Origin of the sequence: Pseudodesulfovibrio thermohalotolerans (assembly GCF_021353295.2) — a bacterium.
GTDB classification, from domain to species: Bacteria; Desulfobacterota; Desulfovibrionia; order Desulfovibrionales; family Desulfovibrionaceae; genus Pseudodesulfovibrio; species Pseudodesulfovibrio thermohalotolerans.
Genome location: NZ_CP120635.1, coordinates 1,467,626 through 1,483,252, shown reverse-complemented (window position 1 = coordinate 1,483,252; position 15,627 = coordinate 1,467,626). Strand labels below are relative to the sequence as shown.

16 protein-coding genes and 1 tRNA gene are annotated in these 15,627 nt (G+C 59.2%); 8 read left to right on the top strand and 9 right to left on the bottom strand.

Translation table 11 applies throughout. The features are described 5' to 3' along the window. From qrcC to rfbC, 5 genes are all read right to left on the bottom strand, one after another. Positions 1–813, bottom strand: a complete 813-nt coding sequence (gene qrcC, locus LF599_RS06905; RefSeq protein ID WP_279522779.1) for a menaquinone reductase iron-sulfur cluster-binding subunit QrcC — start codon at positions 811–813, stop codon at positions 1–3. A gap of 11 nt (positions 814–824) precedes the next feature. Next, positions 825–2,771, bottom strand: a complete 1,947-nt coding sequence (gene qrcB, locus LF599_RS06900) for a menaquinone reductase molybdopterin-binding-like subunit QrcB (protein ID WP_279522778.1) — start codon at positions 2,769–2,771, stop codon at positions 825–827. Between the two features lie 13 nt (positions 2,772–2,784). Further along, a complete protein-coding gene (locus LF599_RS06895; protein WP_279522777.1) occupies positions 2,785–3,534 on the bottom strand; it encodes a cytochrome c3 family protein in 750 nt (249 codons plus the stop codon). Positions 3,535–3,703: 169 nt separating this feature from the next. Beyond that, positions 3,704–5,134: a mannose-1-phosphate guanylyltransferase/mannose-6-phosphate isomerase gene (locus LF599_RS06890; RefSeq protein ID WP_279522776.1), complete on the bottom strand. Its 1,431-nt coding sequence runs from the start codon at positions 5,132–5,134 to the stop codon at positions 3,704–3,706. Between the two features lie 4 nt (positions 5,135–5,138). Then, entirely contained in the window at positions 5,139–5,708 is a 570-nt protein-coding gene (gene rfbC, locus LF599_RS06885; protein ID WP_279522775.1) for a dTDP-4-dehydrorhamnose 3,5-epimerase, read from the bottom strand. A gap of 190 nt (positions 5,709–5,898) precedes the next feature. Between rfbC and LF599_RS06880 the strand changes: the two genes are divergently transcribed. Together LF599_RS06880 and mazG are read left to right on the top strand one after the other, a co-directional pair. Further along, positions 5,899–6,420, top strand: coding sequence for a CvpA family protein (locus tag LF599_RS06880; RefSeq protein WP_269941191.1), 522 nt, complete (start codon positions 5,899–5,901; stop codon positions 6,418–6,420). A gap of 43 nt (positions 6,421–6,463) precedes the next feature. Further along, a complete protein-coding gene (gene mazG, locus LF599_RS06875) occupies positions 6,464–7,270 on the top strand; it encodes a nucleoside triphosphate pyrophosphohydrolase (RefSeq protein WP_279522774.1) in 807 nt (268 codons plus the stop codon). A gap of 179 nt (positions 7,271–7,449) precedes the next feature. Here mazG and LF599_RS06870 read toward each other — a convergent pair whose 3' ends face one another. Beyond that, complete coding sequence (locus LF599_RS06870; RefSeq protein WP_279522773.1) at positions 7,450–7,638, bottom strand: hypothetical protein; 189 nt, start codon at positions 7,636–7,638, stop codon at positions 7,450–7,452. Positions 7,639–7,775: 137 nt separating this feature from the next. On the opposite strand from LF599_RS06870, the gene LF599_RS06865 reads away from it, so the two are divergent. Further along, complete coding sequence (locus LF599_RS06865; protein ID WP_279522772.1) at positions 7,776–8,060, top strand: hypothetical protein; 285 nt, start codon at positions 7,776–7,778, stop codon at positions 8,058–8,060. A 155-nt stretch (positions 8,061–8,215) separates the two neighbouring features. Here the strand turns inward: LF599_RS06865 and LF599_RS06860 are convergent, their stop codons facing one another. Beyond that, positions 8,216–8,788, bottom strand: a complete 573-nt coding sequence (locus LF599_RS06860; protein ID WP_279522771.1) for a TetR/AcrR family transcriptional regulator — start codon at positions 8,786–8,788, stop codon at positions 8,216–8,218. A 175-nt stretch (positions 8,789–8,963) separates the two neighbouring features. Between LF599_RS06860 and LF599_RS06855 the strand changes: the two genes are divergently transcribed. The 4 genes from LF599_RS06855 (at position 8,964) to LF599_RS06840 (ending at position 13,175) form a co-directional block, all read left to right on the top strand. Beyond that, complete coding sequence (locus LF599_RS06855) at positions 8,964–9,614, top strand: peroxiredoxin-like family protein (RefSeq protein ID WP_279522770.1); 651 nt, start codon at positions 8,964–8,966, stop codon at positions 9,612–9,614. Between the two features lie 36 nt (positions 9,615–9,650). Next, a complete protein-coding gene (locus LF599_RS06850) occupies positions 9,651–9,992 on the top strand; it encodes a DsrE family protein (RefSeq protein WP_269941195.1) in 342 nt (113 codons plus the stop codon). 183 nt (positions 9,993–10,175) lie between these two features. After that, on the top strand, positions 10,176–10,874 hold the full coding sequence (locus LF599_RS06845) for a molybdopterin-dependent oxidoreductase (protein ID WP_279522769.1): 699 nt from the start codon (positions 10,176–10,178) through the stop codon (positions 10,872–10,874). Positions 10,875–11,441: 567 nt separating this feature from the next. After that, positions 11,442–13,175, top strand: coding sequence for a SulP family inorganic anion transporter (locus LF599_RS06840; protein WP_279522768.1), 1,734 nt, complete (start codon positions 11,442–11,444; stop codon positions 13,173–13,175). Positions 13,176–13,353: 178 nt separating this feature from the next. Here the strand turns inward: LF599_RS06840 and LF599_RS06835 are convergent. Beyond that, a tRNA-Ser gene (locus tag LF599_RS06835) sits at positions 13,354–13,445 on the bottom strand. A gap of 197 nt (positions 13,446–13,642) precedes the next feature. Here LF599_RS06835 and LF599_RS06830 point away from each other — a divergent pair. Further along, on the top strand, positions 13,643–14,074 hold the full coding sequence (locus LF599_RS06830; RefSeq protein WP_279522767.1) for a Fur family transcriptional regulator: 432 nt from the start codon (positions 13,643–13,645) through the stop codon (positions 14,072–14,074). Here LF599_RS06830 and LF599_RS06825 read toward each other — a convergent pair whose 3' ends face one another. After that, complete coding sequence (locus tag LF599_RS06825) at positions 14,075–15,061, bottom strand: hypothetical protein (protein WP_279522766.1); 987 nt, start codon at positions 15,059–15,061, stop codon at positions 14,075–14,077. Between the last annotated feature and the right edge of the window lie 566 nt (positions 15,062–15,627).

The window sequence follows — 15,627 nt, the reverse complement described above, 5'->3', positions numbered from 1 at the left end:
CTAGTGGTGTCCGCCGCCATCGGCGTTGTAGTTGTCGCCCTGCTTGCGGACCCATTCACGCTCGGACATGTAGTAGACCTGCGGGTGCAGGCCCAACTTTTCGAGCAGACGGAACGCATTGGGGCTCTTGGCGAGCTCGTGCACCTTGTGTTCCGGATTGTTCAGGTCGCCGAAGGTGATGGCCTTGGTCGGACAAATCTCGGCACACGCGGTGTTGTACGCGCCGTCAGGCAGGTTCATCGGATCCTCGCCGTCCATGCGGGCCTTGTTTTTGGCGTCCAGGTAACGGGAATGGCAGAAGTTGCACTTTTCGACCACGCCGCGCGGACGAACGGACACAGACGGGCTGAGGCCCTTGTCCATGCCTTCGGGCCAAAGCGGATCCCACCAGTTAAAGTACCGTGCATGGTAGGGGCAGGCGGCCATGCAGTATCTACATCCGATGCAACGGGGGTAGATCTGGGAGACGATGCCGCCCTCCTCGTTCTTGTCCGTGGCCACGACCGGGCAGACGGGCACGCAGGCGGGATTCCCGCACTGCATACAGGGCCTGGGCAGATAAGCGGTCTCGTGTTCCGGGAACGGCTTGTTGTTGGACAGTTCGTAGACGTTCATCCAGGTCAGGGTCCGAAGCTTGTTGGACGCGTCGTCGCGCGGCTTGGTCAGCGCCTGGACATAGTTATAGGGGTCGCTCTTGGTCATGGGAGCGATATTGTTCTCCACCTGGCAGCCAACCATGCAGGCGCCGCATCCGGTGCATTTGTCAATATCGATGACCATGCCCCACTTGATTTTGAATTCTTTCATTTGCATGACGGTTCCCCCTAGATTTTGGCGACGTTCACAGTGGAACCGGCCCATGAGGAGGCGCCGGTGGCAGCCTCGGAGTTCACCGTGAGGATCTTGTAGACATTATCGCCCTTGCCCTTCGAGAACTCGTCGCCCACGGTATGGCCAAGCCCCAGAGGAGCGGCCACGACGCCGGGCATGACGCCTTCGAAGATCTGCACAAGGGCTTCGCATTCACCCTTGCCGCCGGAGAGCTTCACCTTGGACCCGACGGAAACGCCGAGCTGCTTGGCGGTGGTGGAACCCATCATGACGACCATGTGGTCGCCCACCAGCTGGTTGTTGCTGATGGTGCACGGCGCGTTGGGCGTGGTGGCCCGGTTGGCCGTTCCGACGTTGAGCAGAGTATAGGGAACCAGTCCCACGGCTCCGGTACCCTTGACGGGCGCTGCGGCCTTGCCGAGCACATTGGCGGCCAGACTTGCGGCTCTCGGGGTTTCGCCCTCGACCACGAAGGCTTCGCCGCCGGTCAGGGAATCCATGTCCGCGCCCATGGCTTCGGCCTTGGCTCCCAGGACCTCCTCGAAGGTCTCGAAACCGAGATCGGCCAGACCAAGGACGAAGGTGGCGGCGCAAGCCGCGTTGACGGACGGTTTGCAGACCGGCGCGCCCATGGAGTAGGTGGCGTCGGCCACGCCGTAGGGGCTGGCCAGGTCGTCGAACCGCTCGTAGGGATGCAGGGTCGGCAGGACCAGATTGGCCGAGGCGGTGGTTTCGGTCTGGATGCAGTCGAAGGCCACCGTGAAGCCAGCCTTGACCTTTTCGGGCAGGGCGTAAGCGGGGTTGGCCTCGTAAACGAAGAGCAGATCGGTGTTCACGCCCTCCAGGACATCCGCCTTGAGCATCTCGGAGCGGCTCATGGCGCCGGAAACGGCCTTGCCGAACTCGGGCAGGGCCTTCATGGCGCCGCCGAGCAGCAGGTTCAGGGCGAACGCCGCGCCGTGAGCGGCCACAGGCCCTGCGGGCACGACCACCGGATTGGAGGCGGTCAACAGGTCCTTGGCCAGGGCGGCCATGCGTTCGGCCTTGACGCCGGTGGCGGCCTCGACCTTGGCCGGGCTGTAGTCGCCCATGACCATGGCCTTGAACTGGCCGAAGTCGGCCGTATCAACGGTCTTCCCGGCCTGTAGGACATAGTAGACGATGCCCAGGGTGAAGGCGGCCATACCCTCCGCCGGAACCGGAATCCATTTGGAGGTCACGGAAGCGGTCTTGGTCTGCATGGGACCGGCAAAGAGGAACTTGCCGGACTCATTGGCCGCAAAGGATTTGAGATTGGCCACGGTCGGACCCCAGGACTCCAGGGCGTCGGCTCCGGCCAGCAGGACCAGGTCGGCCCCTTCCAGATCGTAACCGATCTGGCCGGCGCCGCCCATCATGCCGGTCCACGCCTTGTCGGCGGCCTGCATGTCGCCGGGCATGACGTAGAAGGCGTCGCTGCCCTTGTCCGCGAGCAGCGCGGAGAAGACCTCATTGACCGTGCCGGTCTGATCGCCGGAGATGAAGGCAACCTTGGAACCGGCCGCCTCAAGCTTCTCCGTCACGACTTCCTTCGCCTTTTCCCAGGAGATTTCCTGGCCGTCCAACATGGGAGCCTTGATACGGGTCGGGCTGTTCTTGACCTGAACGCCGTTGGCGCAAAGAGGACAGATGCCCCCGCCGGAAAGCGGGTTGTCCTCGTTGCCCATGGTACCGAAGGCTTCTCCGGCGACAGTGCGGACCTTCACGGCACAGCCGGACTCGCACATCTTGGAAACGGTGGGTTTGGCCTCGGTCGCCCCGTATTTCAATTTGGGGATCCAGGGCCAGTTCTGTGTCCAGATGGACACGTCATCAAGGGCTTTCCAAACCGTCGGAGTAAAAAGAATACCGACGGTGGCGCCCGCACCCAACTGAATAAAAGTTCTGCGTGCTACGCTCATTCTCAGTACCCCTTTACTTGTGACAGGTGTAGCAGGCGTTGGGCTGGCCCTGCAGGGCGTGACACCGTTCGCACTTCCACATCTTCATGGTCATCTTGCTGTAACCGGACAGGACGTTGCGCTCGAAAGCCGGCGGCTCATCGTTCAGATGAATGTCCTTCAGGTGGCAGAGATTGCAGTTCTGCTCGGGGGCCTCGCCCTCGAAGACAGAGGGATCAACCACATCGGACAGCTCTTTCTTCAGGCTCGCCAGTTCCTCAATGGAGAGGTTCATGTGCGCAGCATGAGAGAAATACACGTTGTCCGGCTGGTACTGATAGTTGAGCCAGGGCACTTCCTTGCCCTGAATCAGGTACTTGACCACGTACTCGCGCTCGGCCTGCATCATCTTCTCGTCCGAGGAAGCCAGATTGTCCTCGATCGCTCCGATTTCGGCCTTCATGATGGCGTCGTAGTCGTTCGGGTCGATGCCTTCCTCGGCGATGGCTTCCATGGCCTCCTCCGGATCGACCGCGTGACATTCGGCGCAGACTTCGTTGGTCGGGAAGCCGGCGTAGGAGCCGTCATCCCGGAAATAGTGGCAGCTCTCGCAATCCATTCCCTGACCGTCTACGTGCACGGCGTGACTGAACCAGATCGGCTGCTCCTCTTCGACGAAGAACAGACCGGGAATAACGGCCCAGCCCAAGACGCAGGTAGCCAGGAAGCCGATGATAAAGGGGAATGCCCCTCCACACCGCTTCGATGCTTTTCTTTCCTCCATAACCTCGCCCCATCACTCTAGAGTTAATGTGAAAATCACACCAATTGAACTAAGTTCCCATACGGCACCAATCGTTTTGGTGTCAAGAGAATATGAAAATTTTCACGATCTCCCCGCATAGAAAAAACTTAGATATTTCAGCAGTTAACCTCCATCACAAATTAGCCCACTATTTCTGGGCACGACCATAAACGTCGTCGAAGCGGACGATGTCGTCCTCCTCAAGATACGGTCCGCTCTGAATTTCTATTATATTTAACGGGACCTTACCAGGGTTGGCCAGCCTATGCTGGGAAGCCTTGGGAATATCCACGGACTGATTTTCCACAAGAATCAACGCCTGGTTGTTCACCTCCACCTCGGCCGTGCCGTCGACCACCACCCAATGCTCGCTTCGGTGATGGTGCATCTGGGAGCTCAGACACGCTCCGGGGCTGACCTGAATGCGCTTGATCTTGTATTGCGGTCCCTCCTCCAGCACCGTGTAGTTGCCCCACGGGCGATACACCGTGGGGTGGCTTTCCACCAACCGGCTGCCCTGCGCCTTGAGAGCGGCCACAACGTCGCGCACGGTCTGAACACGGCTCATGGGACAGGCCAGGGTCGCATCCCGGGTCTGAACCATTATCATGTCTTCAAGCCCGGACACGGCCAGCTTGCCGCCTTCGCTGATAAGCAGGCAGTTGCGGCAGTTCATGGCCAGGACGTCGCCCTGGATCACATTGCCGTCCGCGTCCTTGTCGCCGAGGCGGTACATGGCTTCCCAACTGCCCAGGTCATCCCACTCGAAGCCGGCCTTGACCACGGTGATGTTGTCGATCTTCTCGACCACCCCGTAATCAACGGAAATATCCGGTATATCGCGATATCCCTGGACCAGCGGGACCTCGTCACGGGCCATCCACCAGCTCCACAGAACCGGCTCGCAGCGGGCCACCTGTGTCAGAAAATGCTTGGCGGAGAACAGGAACATGCCGCTATTCCACAGATGGGTGCCCTCGCGCAGGAACCGGTCCGCAGTCAGGAAGTCGGGCTTCTCCACGAACCCGTCCACGGCAAAGGCGTTGTCCGCCACGGGCTCGCCCAAGGCGATGTAGCCGTAGCCGGTCTCGGGTTTGTCCGGCTGCACGCCGAACGTCACGAACCGCTTCCGGGCAGCCATTTCGGAGGCGCGCGCAAGGTCGTTGATCCACGCCTTGCCGTTGCGGATGAGATGATCGGACGGGAACACGGCGGCCAAAGCCTTGGGATTGGCCTCCACCACCTTGTCCAGGCCCAGCATGATGGCAGGCAGGGTGTTGCGCCCCAGCGGCTCGGACAGAACCTGTCCTTCCAGATTTTTGTCCAGGGCCGTCACCTGCTTACGCACCTCGAAGACGTGCTCCTCGTTGGTCACCACCCAGATGTGATCGGGCGGAAAGACCTCAAGGACGCGGCCCACGGTCTGCTGCAACAGGGTGGAAGTCCCCCCCAGCACAAGCAACTGCTTGGGCAGCAAATTCCTGGACAACGGCCAAAGCCTGGTACCGGACCCGCCCGCCAGAATAATGGCGTGGCAGTCCTCGGCAAAAGGCGTCCCGACCTGTTCATTATGATTCATTCAATCAATCCTTGAAAGTAAAGGAAGAGGTGAACCCGGCAAGTCCCGGCAACAGCCGGTCCTTTTCGGAAAGAATGGGCTCCCGGCCCTGCAGGGCGGGTTTCCAATCCATGCCGATGTCCGGATCGTTCCAGGCAAGCCCGCCCTCGTGGGCCGGGGAATACGGCGCATCCACCTTGTACTGGAACTCCGTGTCCGGCATGATAGTGGCGTAGGCGTGTCCGAACCCCTTGGGGATGAACATGCGCTTGAAATTCGCGGCGCTCAGGATCGCGTACTCGGTCCGCCCATAGGTGGGCGACCCTTTGCGCAGGTCGACCACAACGTCCAGGACCGCGCCGCGCGTCACCCAGACCAGCTTGGCCTGGGCCATGGGCGGCGTCTGAAAATGGAAGCCCCGCAATACGCCGACATCCTTCGAATAGGCATGATTGTCCTGGATGAACTCGCAGTCTATGCCGAGCTCCCGGAAACGCGCTGCGTTGTAGCTTTCGAGGAAAAATCCCCTCTCGTCCTGAAACACACGGGGAATCAGGACAAGCAGCCCGGAAAACTCCGTTTTGTAGACCTCCATTCACGACTCCTTGCAATATTACACGCGCCTGCCGTCCATGTAGCCGAGTTCCGCGATGGATACAAGCCTCGCCCCTCATTTACCTATGAGGCATATTACAAAATATACCCTGAATGCTGTTCACATTTCGCCGTCAGTTTGCTAGTTCTCTCTCAGGAAGATCACTTCAGCCGACCACGGGTGCATTCACATGAATTTTCTGGATATCATTCTCATCTGCATAATCGCACTCTTCGTCCTGCGCGGTTTTTTCCGCGGCCTGGTTCAGGAAGTCCTGTCCCTGATCGCCGTTGTCCTGGCCATCTATCTGGCCTCCAGGTTCGACGACGTCCTGTCGCCGCATCTCAAGCTTTACATAGAAAGCGACATCACCGTCAGTGCGCTGTCCTATTTCCTCATTTTTATTGGAACACTGGTCGTGGTCTGGCTGCTGACCAAGCTGATCCGCAGCGTGCTGGAGATATCCCTGCTCGGCTGGATCGACCGTACGCTCGGCGGTGTCTTCGGCCTGCTTGAAGGCGCACTCATCTGCCTGGTGGGCCTGATGTTTTTGCAGACGTTCGCCCCAGAGTCCGACATCCTCAACGAATCGGCCATCGCGCCCAGGGCGCAGCACCTCGTCGCCAAGATGAGCGAATACGTCGACCTGCCCCAGGCACTGGATTCGGCCAAGACCGCGCTGGGCATCAGCGACGGCAACGCCGCCGAGTAGCCTTTTCCGCAACCCGTTTCCGATTTTCACAAGGAGATTCGCCATGAGCGAAACGAAACACGACGTCCCTGCCAAGGCCCTTCGCGAACTGCTTGATGTCATCGACGCCCTCATCGCGCCCGACGGCTGCCCCTGGGACAAGGAACAGACCCCGCTGACTCTGTGCGACTACCTGGCCGAGGAAACCTTCGAGCTCATCGAAGGCATTCGCTCGGGCGATCCTAAGGAAGCCATGGAAGAACTGGGAGACGTCATGTTCATCCTCCTGTTCATGGCCACCCTGTACGAACGCGAGGGGACCCACACCCTGGCCGACTCCATCAACTTCAGCACGGCCAAAATGATCCGCCGCCACCCGCACGTGTTCGGCGACAAGCGTTTCGACAACATCGGCGAGCTGTGGGACAACTGGGAAAAGACCAAGCGCGAGGAGAACAAGGGCACCGCCCGCAAGCGAGTCTTCGACTCCCTGCCCTCGGGCCTGCCCCCCCTGCTCAAGGCGTACCGCATCAACTCCAAGTCAGCCCGCAACGGGTTCACCTGGGAATCGGACCGGGACGTGGAGGAACACCTGAGGCAGGAATGGGACGAATGGCAGGAGGCCATGGCGTCAGGCCACGCCGACGACTCGGAACGGGAATTCGGCGACTACCTCTTCACCCTGGTGGAACTGGGGCGGCGCAAGGGCATCAAGGCCAACGCGGCGCTCGACTTCGCAAACCAGAAGTTCCTGTCCCGATTCGCCAAGATGGAAGAGTTGGCTGAAATGCGTTGTCTGGACCTGACCAGCATGAGTCTCGACGAGATGAACGGCCTGTGGGACGAGGTCAAGAATTGGGAAAAATCCTAGCCGAAGAGATATTGGAGAAAAAAGAATACGGCGACGCCTGCGCCGATGGATGCATACATCAGCATTCACGGCAGGCAGCGCGACTTGAACTTCCAAATGATCGCCGCGGCCACGCCCACACCTGCCGCCACGGCCGCGGCCAGCATCAATGTCCTGTCCATAATCCCTCCGTATCCGCCTCAGGGCCAGCCCGTGCGGCCGCTCCCGAACAACACGTTCAGTATGTAATACATGGCAAACAGGGTCCCGAAAATGGTGATCCACACGTAGCGCTTCGCCAGCGGCGGCCGCTGCCAGCGGTACAGCACCACGCCGACCAGACCGCTGATGACGGCGGCAACGATCAGCCATACAGGTTCGATACGCATGGGGGCCCTCCTATCGCCACCATACACACAGGTGTATTCATTGGGCAATATTTTTCCCTGTCGCCCCTAAAGATGTGCAGCAAAATTCCGATTGAGCGGATAGGCGTTATTTTCGTCCAGACGGCAGGAGGATGCTTATGACCACGGCAATCGGCGGCCTCGGAAGCTACTCGCCCTTCGATCGGCAGACGTTCGGCGCGGCCGTGGTGTCCGAGACCCTGGACTACATGAACGACAGCGGCCCGAGCCTCGCCCCGGTGGACAAGGTCTCCGCCGAGGCATCGCTCGTATCCAAGACACTGGACTACATCAATCCGGGCTCCTCGTCGGAGGACAAGGCGGGCCTGGCTCAAAGCTACAACTTCCAGACCGACGTTCTCGGCCCCTACGCCAAGGGCGCGGTCATCGACTTCACCATCTGAAGGAACGAAGATAACGCCTCGAAAGCACCCCGCCCTCCGTCCGGGAGGGCGGGACTTTCATCGTCCCGCCAGGCTGGACAGAGGGACCGCAACCCCGGAGACGCCGTACCATGCGCGCGGCGATCGCGGTCCGCTTTACAAAATCATCGGCTTCGTCACTGGATGTCGGTCCAGGGGAGCCACGACAGTCCCTCCCGCAAGGCCCTTCGCATACGCTCGGCGGCGTTCCGGCGATAACCATACACTCGCATCCCGAAAATATGGAGCATGATGCTGGCGGCCCGGTCGCGGCTCAACTCCTCGTCATACTCCCTTTCAAGATAACTCTGGAACAGCGCCTCGATTTCCCGCAGCTTTGCGGCCGCGCACTCATGCAGGCCATCGGCCAGCCCCGCCGTTTCCAACTGCGTCTTTACGAGAAAACAACTGCGATAGCCGTCCTCGGAGGCTTCCCGGACAAACCGTTCCAGATGCAGGCAGAGCCCTTCCCCAACGCTCGGGGCGTTGTCCAAAGTCTCCCGAATACGGGCGATGCCGTCCCGGGCGTACTTCTCCACCGCCTCCGTGAACAACGCTTCCTTGTTGCCGAAGGAAAAATAAATGGAGCCGGGCTTCAGCCCGGTGGCCTCCACGACCTGCTGCATGGACGACCCGCTGAAGCCGTTGCTCCAGAACAGATCGACAGCCTTGTCGAGAATTTCGTCCCTGTCATATTGCGCTTTTGCCATTGAAGTACGTCCTCCTCCGTCCGCACGGACATGTGACCACGAAACGCCCGGTCACTCAACTTGAATAAGCATTCAAAAAGAGATTGACAAGGTTTTGCCCAATTTATAACTTTAATGAGCATTCAAGTTGAATGCTGCACTGTCAACCCAACCTCTGAACAATCCGGAGAACACCATGTCGCTCAAGAAACAACTCGCGGAAACCAAGGCGCAAAGCGGACAGGTAATTCCGCAAAACGCTCGCAAGATCATGGACGCCGAACTGGACCGGCTCGTCAAAGCCGGACTGGCGCAACAAGCCCCGAAAAAGGGAGAGCCGCTCCCCGCCTTCACGCTTCCAAACCAGAGCGGCATCCCCAAAAGCCTTGGTGAGCTATTGGAAAAAGGCCCGACGGTCATCGTCTTCTACCGGGGTGGCTGGTGCCCTTACTGCAACCTCGAACTGCGCGCCTACCAAGAGGTGCTGGGCGAGATCCGAAAAAGAGGGGCAACCCTGGTGGCCATCTCTCCCGAACTTCCCGACAGCTCCCTGTCCACTTCGGAACGAAATGACCTGGCCTATGAAGTCCTATCCGACCAGGACTCCCGATACGCTCATGAAATTGGCATCGCCTTCACCCTTTCCGACGAACTGCGCGAGGTCTACGGCAAGTTCGGCCTGGAGCTTGAAAAGCACAACGGACCGGGCCGGTTCACTCTGCCCCTGCCCGCCACCTTCGTGGTCGATACCGACGGCACCATCGCCTACGCCTTTGTCGACCCGGACTACACCGTGCGAGCCGAACCGGCGGACGTTCTGGATGCCCTGGACCAACTCGAACGATAGTTCGCGCTCCGACAAATCTAAATAAGGAGAACTCCCATGAGTAAAGACACACTGAATATTCTCTGGACCAACGCCGACCCGGTGACCTCGGAACTGATGGTTTTAATGTACGCCAAAGCGTCCGCAATGCGCGGCTGGTGGAAGCGGGTCAGGGTCATCGTCTGGGGTGCGACCGCCAAGCTGGTCGCCGAAAACGAAACCATCCGGGACCTGGTGCGCGAAGCCCAGCGGGAAGGCGTCGAGTTCAGCGCGTGCGAGGCGTGCGCCGACCGGCTCGGCGTCAAGAAGGCGCTCCAGGATCTCGACATGGAGGTCATTCTCTGGGGTTATCCCCTGACTGAGATCCTCCGCGACGAGAAGACACTCATCACCGTCTAAGGATGCGGCTCGCACGGGAAAAACGCTGTGCAGAGAAGCGGGAATGATTCCTTCTTGTTCTTCAAACCGCTCTTTGATAATTTACGAGAGTGGTGGATTCTCGACCATGCGCACGGCCCGGGAAGGGTGAACGCGGTCGTTCGCCCACGTCTCCGTAACGCTCAACTCCGCCAAGGAGATTTCATGAAAGAAGACAACAAACTCTCCAGACGCCTGTTTCTGGCCGTCGCGGCCGGAACCGTAGTCAACATCGGACTGCCGGGCCTGTTCGCCACGGTTACGGAAGCCAGACAAAAAAGCCTTGCCGAGGAGCTCCGGGCAGACGGAAAGCCCCGGATCCCACCGGGCCAGACAGCCATTGAACTCATCGAGGACATGGGCGGCAAACCCGGCTCCCCCCGCATCGAGGATTTCCGCCTGCGCGTCCATGGTGAAGTCGAGCACCCCTACACAATCGATTTCAAGGAATTCATGCAGTTCGAGCAATCGGACGTCACCTGCGACATCCACTGCGTGACCGGCTGGACCCTGCTCGATTCATCCTGGCGCGGCGTCCTTCTCTCCACCCTCCTGGACCGCGCACGGCCCAAAATCGACAAGGGATTCGTCGTCATCGAAGCTGCTCACGGCTACACCACGAGCATACCGCTCGCTGACACGCGAAAGGCCGACGTCTTCCTGGCGCACACCCTCTCTGGCAACCCGCTGCCCCGCCCCAACGGTGCCCCTGTACGGGCTGTGGTCCCCGACAGATACCTCTACAAGAGCGCCAAGTGGGTGGAAGGCTTGAAAGTCGTCTCACGGGACGAACTGGGATACTGGGAAAAACGCGGATACAGCAACTCCGCCGATCCGTGGAAAGAGGAACGGTATTCCCGCTGACGGCCGAATCATCCCGGTCGAAGGCAAACAGCAAAGCCGTGAATCCGGGCGGAGACGAACTCCGGCCGCGATTTCCGGTGCACGCGCGCGCCTTTTAGCCCGGAGTGCCCTCCCCATGTAGCAGACAGACGGCGGCCCAGCTCCCCAAAGACAACAGAGGTCTTGAAAGGTCTTCAATGCCGGAAGCACATGCCGGACAGACTTTTAGCTCCATTCCCATATGTTACCGAGTGAATCGGCACCCCGAAAACCAACGAGATTTCACCGGAAACACACATTCCCGCCATGAAACGAAACCGTGTTCCAGGCGAACATTGAGCCACCGCGAAAACCGGACGGTTTCCCTTTTGAACGGAAAGGGAAAACAACAGACTGGCGGAACCGTCTGTAAACAGGAACGATTCGCCAAACACGATTCGCCTTGACAGCGGAACTCACCCCTACTATTGGGGTTGGCTGTTTTTTTCAACCTGCCTTTTATGAGCCTCCAGACATGGCCCGACCGCAGAGTCGGATTGGCCGGACCTGCCTGTGCCCATCGGCGAAACACTGCCATTGGGGACGTTTATGTCTTTTGCAAAGTATTTCAGCGCGGATCTCATTCCCGCTCTGTGGTCTTCCACTCGGGAAGGCTATTCCATCAACAATCTTGCCCGGGACCTGGGTTCCGGCGTAACAGTGGGCATTGTGGCCCTGCCCTTGGCCATGGCGTTCGCCATCGCCTCCGGAGCAACCCCTGAACAGGGGCTGTTCACCTCCATCGTTGCCGGTTTCATCATTTCCGTCTTTGGCGGTTCGCGTTTCCAGATCGGCGGCCCCACCGGCGCCTTCGTTGTCATCGTGGCCAGCGTCATCGCCCGGCACGGATACGAAGGGCTGGTCGTGACCATGCTCCTGGCGGGCGCACTGTTGGTGCTCATGGGCATCTTCAATTTCGGACAGTTCCTGCGATTTATCCCCTATCCGGTCGTCACCGGCTTCACGACCGGCATTGCGCTGCTCATCGTGACCACACAGATCAAGGACTTTTTCGGCCTCGGCCTGACCTCCGTGCCGTCCGGATTTCTTGACAGGCTCGCCGCTTGCGCCAACGCGCTTCCGACCTTCAGCGGAGCCGCCCTGAGCGTCAGTCTCGGCACCCTCGCAATCATGATTCTGGTGCGGCAGTTTGTCCCCAGACTTCCCGCGCACATCGTGGGCATCTTCTTCGCCACCCTGGCTACCTGGGTGCTGCACCTGCCCATCGAAACCATCGGTTCCCATTTCGGCGGCATCCCCGCAGAGCTGCCCCATTTGCAATATCCCGCGTTCAGCCTCGAATCCATCCGCGTGCTGCTGCCGGAATCCCTGACCATCGCGCTTCTCGCGGGCATCGAATCCCTGCTCAGCGCGGTCGTGGCGGACGGCATGACCGGAAAACGGCACAACCCTTCGATGGAACTGGTGGCCCAGGGCTTCGCCAACATCGCTTCGGCACTGTTCGGCGGCATCCCCGCTACCGGTGCCATCGCCCGCACCGCCACCAACATCCGCGCGGGAGCCTATTCCCCGGTCTCAGGCATCATTCACGTCATTACTCTCGTGATTTTCCTGATGTTCTGCTCCAAGCTGCTGTACCACATTCCGCTCGCGAGCCTGGCCGCCATCCTAACCTTCGTCGCCTGGGACATGAGCGAACTGCACCGCTTCAAGCGTCTGCTGCACGCCCCGAAGGCCGACTCCCTGGTCCTGCTGATTACCTTCTCGCTGACGGTATTCGTCGACCTGACGGTCGCGGTGCAGGTCGGCGTGGTGCTTGCCGCTCTGCTGTTCATGAAACGCATGAGCGAAGTGGGCAGCGTCTGCGAAGTCCCCATGGGGAAGGAATCCGACACCCTTCCCGATTCCAACTACAATGACCAAATCGCCAGCTACGAAGTCGACGGCCCGTTCTTCTTCGGCATGGCCCAACGGTTCATCGACATCATGCAATTCACCCGGACGCCGCCCAAGGTGCTCATCATCAAGCTGAGCCACGTCAACCACATCGACGCGACGGCCATTGAGGCGCTGGAAAACGTCATTCAGAAGGCGCACCGGACCGGCACGACCGTTGTCCTCGCGGACATCAACGAGGGCGTTCGCCGCGTGCTCCACGCCATGGGAACCAAGGCTCTCGTCGGCCCCGAGAACGTCTGTGCCGACTACCCGTCCGCACTGTTCCGCGCGAAATGCCTCGTCGGAGCACCGGCGCAATCGGAAACAACAGCCACCCCCAGAGCCAGACAAACAGCCCCCAGGCTGACCATGCAACGCCCGTAGTCCAAAGCGAAACCGACTCCACGCCAAACGACACATACCGGACCATCAAAAAGGCGGCCTACCAAAGGCCGCCTTTTTTCCTATCCCCAGAAAGACGCCCTCTATGGCAAACGCCATAAGAAAAGCCCCTATTCCTAGGGGCTATCTGAACGTCCTTTAGCTTTGTCGGACAGAAATATGGCGGAGAGGGAGGGATTCGAACCCCCGGACGGCTCGCACCGCCTCTGGTTTTCAAGACCAGCGCATTAAACCGGACTCTGCCACCTCTCCGGGTGGGTCGGCGCGGGTTGGAACGCCGATTTGCAGGAAATCGTTTGTAGGAACCGTCTTCCGGAATGTCAAGAAACAAAAGGGGATCGGGCCGTGAGATGGTTATTTCCCGCCGATTGCATTCCTATTTGACACCTTCATAAGCTTCCCGTATGTAAGGAATTGACTGAATTTTAAACAAAACGACGGGATATTTCATGAAAGCCCCGCAAGATGTTTTTGCCGAGTATCTGGCCAACGAAAACCTGAAGATGACGCCCCAGCGGCGCATCATTCTTGACACGTTGCTCAAGAAAAACGACCACCTCTCCTCGGAGGAACTTTACGCTCTCGTCAAAAAACGGGATGCCTCCATCGGACAGGCCACGGTCTACAGGACTCTCAAGCTTCTCAGCGACTCCGGGCTGATCGAGCCGCTGGACTTCGCGGACGGCGTTACCCGTTACGAATCCAGCTACGGCAAGGATCACCACGACCATCTCATTTGCGAACGATGCGGCAAGAACATCGAGATCGTGGACGAGATCATCGAACACCGCCAGGAACAGCTCGCCGAAAAACACGGCTTCACCCTGCAACGCCACAAGATGTACCTCTACGGCGTCTGCTCGGAGTGCCGCAAAAAGTAGCTATTCGTCCAATCCGGCCAGGAACTGCGCCAAAGCCGGAATTTCCCCGTGCACCGTACGCCACGTGTATCGGTTGCCTTTTTTTTTGCCCTCGGCCATGAACTGAATGCCGAGCCCGATGGCCCCCCGACGCCCGGAAAAACGGCTGCGGACAATGCCCATGGCCGTGAAGAACGAATACTTGCGCGTCTTGGGATTCCAAACGCTGACCCTCAGAACGAGCTGGCTGCCCCGATCGAGAGGCGGAAGTCCTCCCTTGGGATTGACGATGAACAGGCGCAAGCCGCCCGCCGAGATGTTCTCCACCGCGAGACGTGTACGGCTATCGTATCGGGCCGGGTTGTTCACGGTCTGCATGTCCGGCCGGAACAACCAGAAGGTGCGCGCCTTCTTTGCGCTCCACGCCTTGACCCGGACAGCGCCTTCGTGAACCACTCTCTGGCGGGGATGCCGCCGCCGTAGAATAAACCGATAGCGCACCGGCGTGAACAGGCTTAATTCCTTGAGAACAACTCCCCGCTTGGCCACATGGGCCACCAACGTGGTGAAAGCGTTGATCCGCTTGCCGGAATAGGCGAAAGGTCTAACGAAACAAACGACCTGCTGGTGCTTGAGGTTGATGAGGGTCGGCCTGGCATTGAGCAACTGAAGCTGCATCCTCCCCCCGGTCACGCTGGTGACCCTGGCGTCGCACAGCTTGCGCCCCACTCCGCCCCCGGAATACATGCAGACCTCGATGGCCACGCCCTTCGACACCAAATAATTTTCCACGGCGCGCCGCTTGCGCCGCCTGAACAAACGGGCCGCCCACCGGCCAACCACAAGCTGAATAAGCAGCCTGTACCGCCACAGGACATAGACCGCGATCATGGGAAGGACCACGGACAACATCCGGATCAACAGTTCCATAAAATCGAAGTGCCCACTGCCGCCAAAGGTGCGCTGCACCTCCCGCAGATAATCGGACTGGGCCAGGAATCGGACCATCTTCACACCGGTTGCGGTTCAAGAGATTGACTATTTTTGCTACTAATCCGGATCAATTGCAATTTCAATTCCTTCCAGCTCATTCGAAAACGACGACACCGAGGCCATCCTGGTCGAGGCATCGCGACCCATTCTGCGACACCAAAACACAACATTCTGTAATACCAACACATCTTCGTAGACGCCCCGGTTCAACGCCAACCCAACGATCGTATGTCATTCCGAATTTCCTGTTAAGACAAGAATCGCCCTTGCCAAGGGCCGCGCATCGGCTTTCCAAACGAATCGTGTGTCCCTTCCGCTTCCCTGACACAAAGGGCAAAAGTCGACCGGAATATCCCGAGACCTTCGCGGACTCACCGCGATTTCAAAAGGAATCTCCCCCAATCAGCCGCCCTTGACGTTCAACAATCGCGTGTAGCCCAGGTCGACATAATAGATATGTAATAGCCGCCATAAACAGATACGCGGATAACGCCCTCCAAACGTGAGGTCCTATGAGAGCCGCCGATCGATTCGTATGCCTTCCGGCCAATGCTCTCGAAGTATCCGTTGCAAATTCCTAC

Excerpts from the sequence above, each read along its gene's own strand:
- qrcB (WP_279522778.1), bottom strand. The coding sequence starts at position 2,771 with ATGAGCGTAGCACGCAGAACTTTTATTCAGTTGGGTGCGGGCGCCACC.
- LF599_RS06830 (WP_279522767.1), top strand. The coding sequence starts at position 13,643 with ATGAAAGCCCCGCAAGATGTTTTTGCCGAGTATCTGGCCAACGAAAAC.
- LF599_RS06865 (WP_279522772.1), top strand. The coding sequence starts at position 7,776 with ATGACCACGGCAATCGGCGGCCTCGGAAGCTACTCGCCCTTCGATCGG.
- LF599_RS06895 (WP_279522777.1), bottom strand. The coding sequence starts at position 3,534 with ATGGAGGAAAGAAAAGCATCGAAGCGGTGTGGAGGGGCATTCCCCTTT.
- LF599_RS06870 (WP_279522773.1), bottom strand. The coding sequence starts at position 7,638 with ATGCGTATCGAACCTGTATGGCTGATCGTTGCCGCCGTCATCAGCGGT.
- rfbC (WP_279522775.1), bottom strand. The coding sequence starts at position 5,708 with ATGGAGGTCTACAAAACGGAGTTTTCCGGGCTGCTTGTCCTGATTCCC.
- LF599_RS06860 (WP_279522771.1), bottom strand. The coding sequence starts at position 8,788 with ATGGCAAAAGCGCAATATGACAGGGACGAAATTCTCGACAAGGCTGTC.
- qrcC (WP_279522779.1), bottom strand. The coding sequence starts at position 813 with ATGCAAATGAAAGAATTCAAAATCAAGTGGGGCATGGTCATCGATATT.
- LF599_RS06840 (WP_279522768.1), top strand. The coding sequence starts at position 11,442 with ATGTCTTTTGCAAAGTATTTCAGCGCGGATCTCATTCCCGCTCTGTGG.
- LF599_RS06880 (WP_269941191.1), top strand. The coding sequence starts at position 5,899 with ATGAATTTTCTGGATATCATTCTCATCTGCATAATCGCACTCTTCGTC.
- LF599_RS06850 (WP_269941195.1), top strand. The coding sequence starts at position 9,651 with ATGAGTAAAGACACACTGAATATTCTCTGGACCAACGCCGACCCGGTG.
- LF599_RS06825 (WP_279522766.1), bottom strand. The coding sequence starts at position 15,061 with ATGGTCCGATTCCTGGCCCAGTCCGATTATCTGCGGGAGGTGCAGCGC.
- LF599_RS06855 (WP_279522770.1), top strand. The coding sequence starts at position 8,964 with ATGTCGCTCAAGAAACAACTCGCGGAAACCAAGGCGCAAAGCGGACAG.
- LF599_RS06890 (WP_279522776.1), bottom strand. The coding sequence starts at position 5,134 with ATGAATCATAATGAACAGGTCGGGACGCCTTTTGCCGAGGACTGCCAC.
- mazG (WP_279522774.1), top strand. The coding sequence starts at position 6,464 with ATGAGCGAAACGAAACACGACGTCCCTGCCAAGGCCCTTCGCGAACTG.
- LF599_RS06845 (WP_279522769.1), top strand. The coding sequence starts at position 10,176 with ATGAAAGAAGACAACAAACTCTCCAGACGCCTGTTTCTGGCCGTCGCG.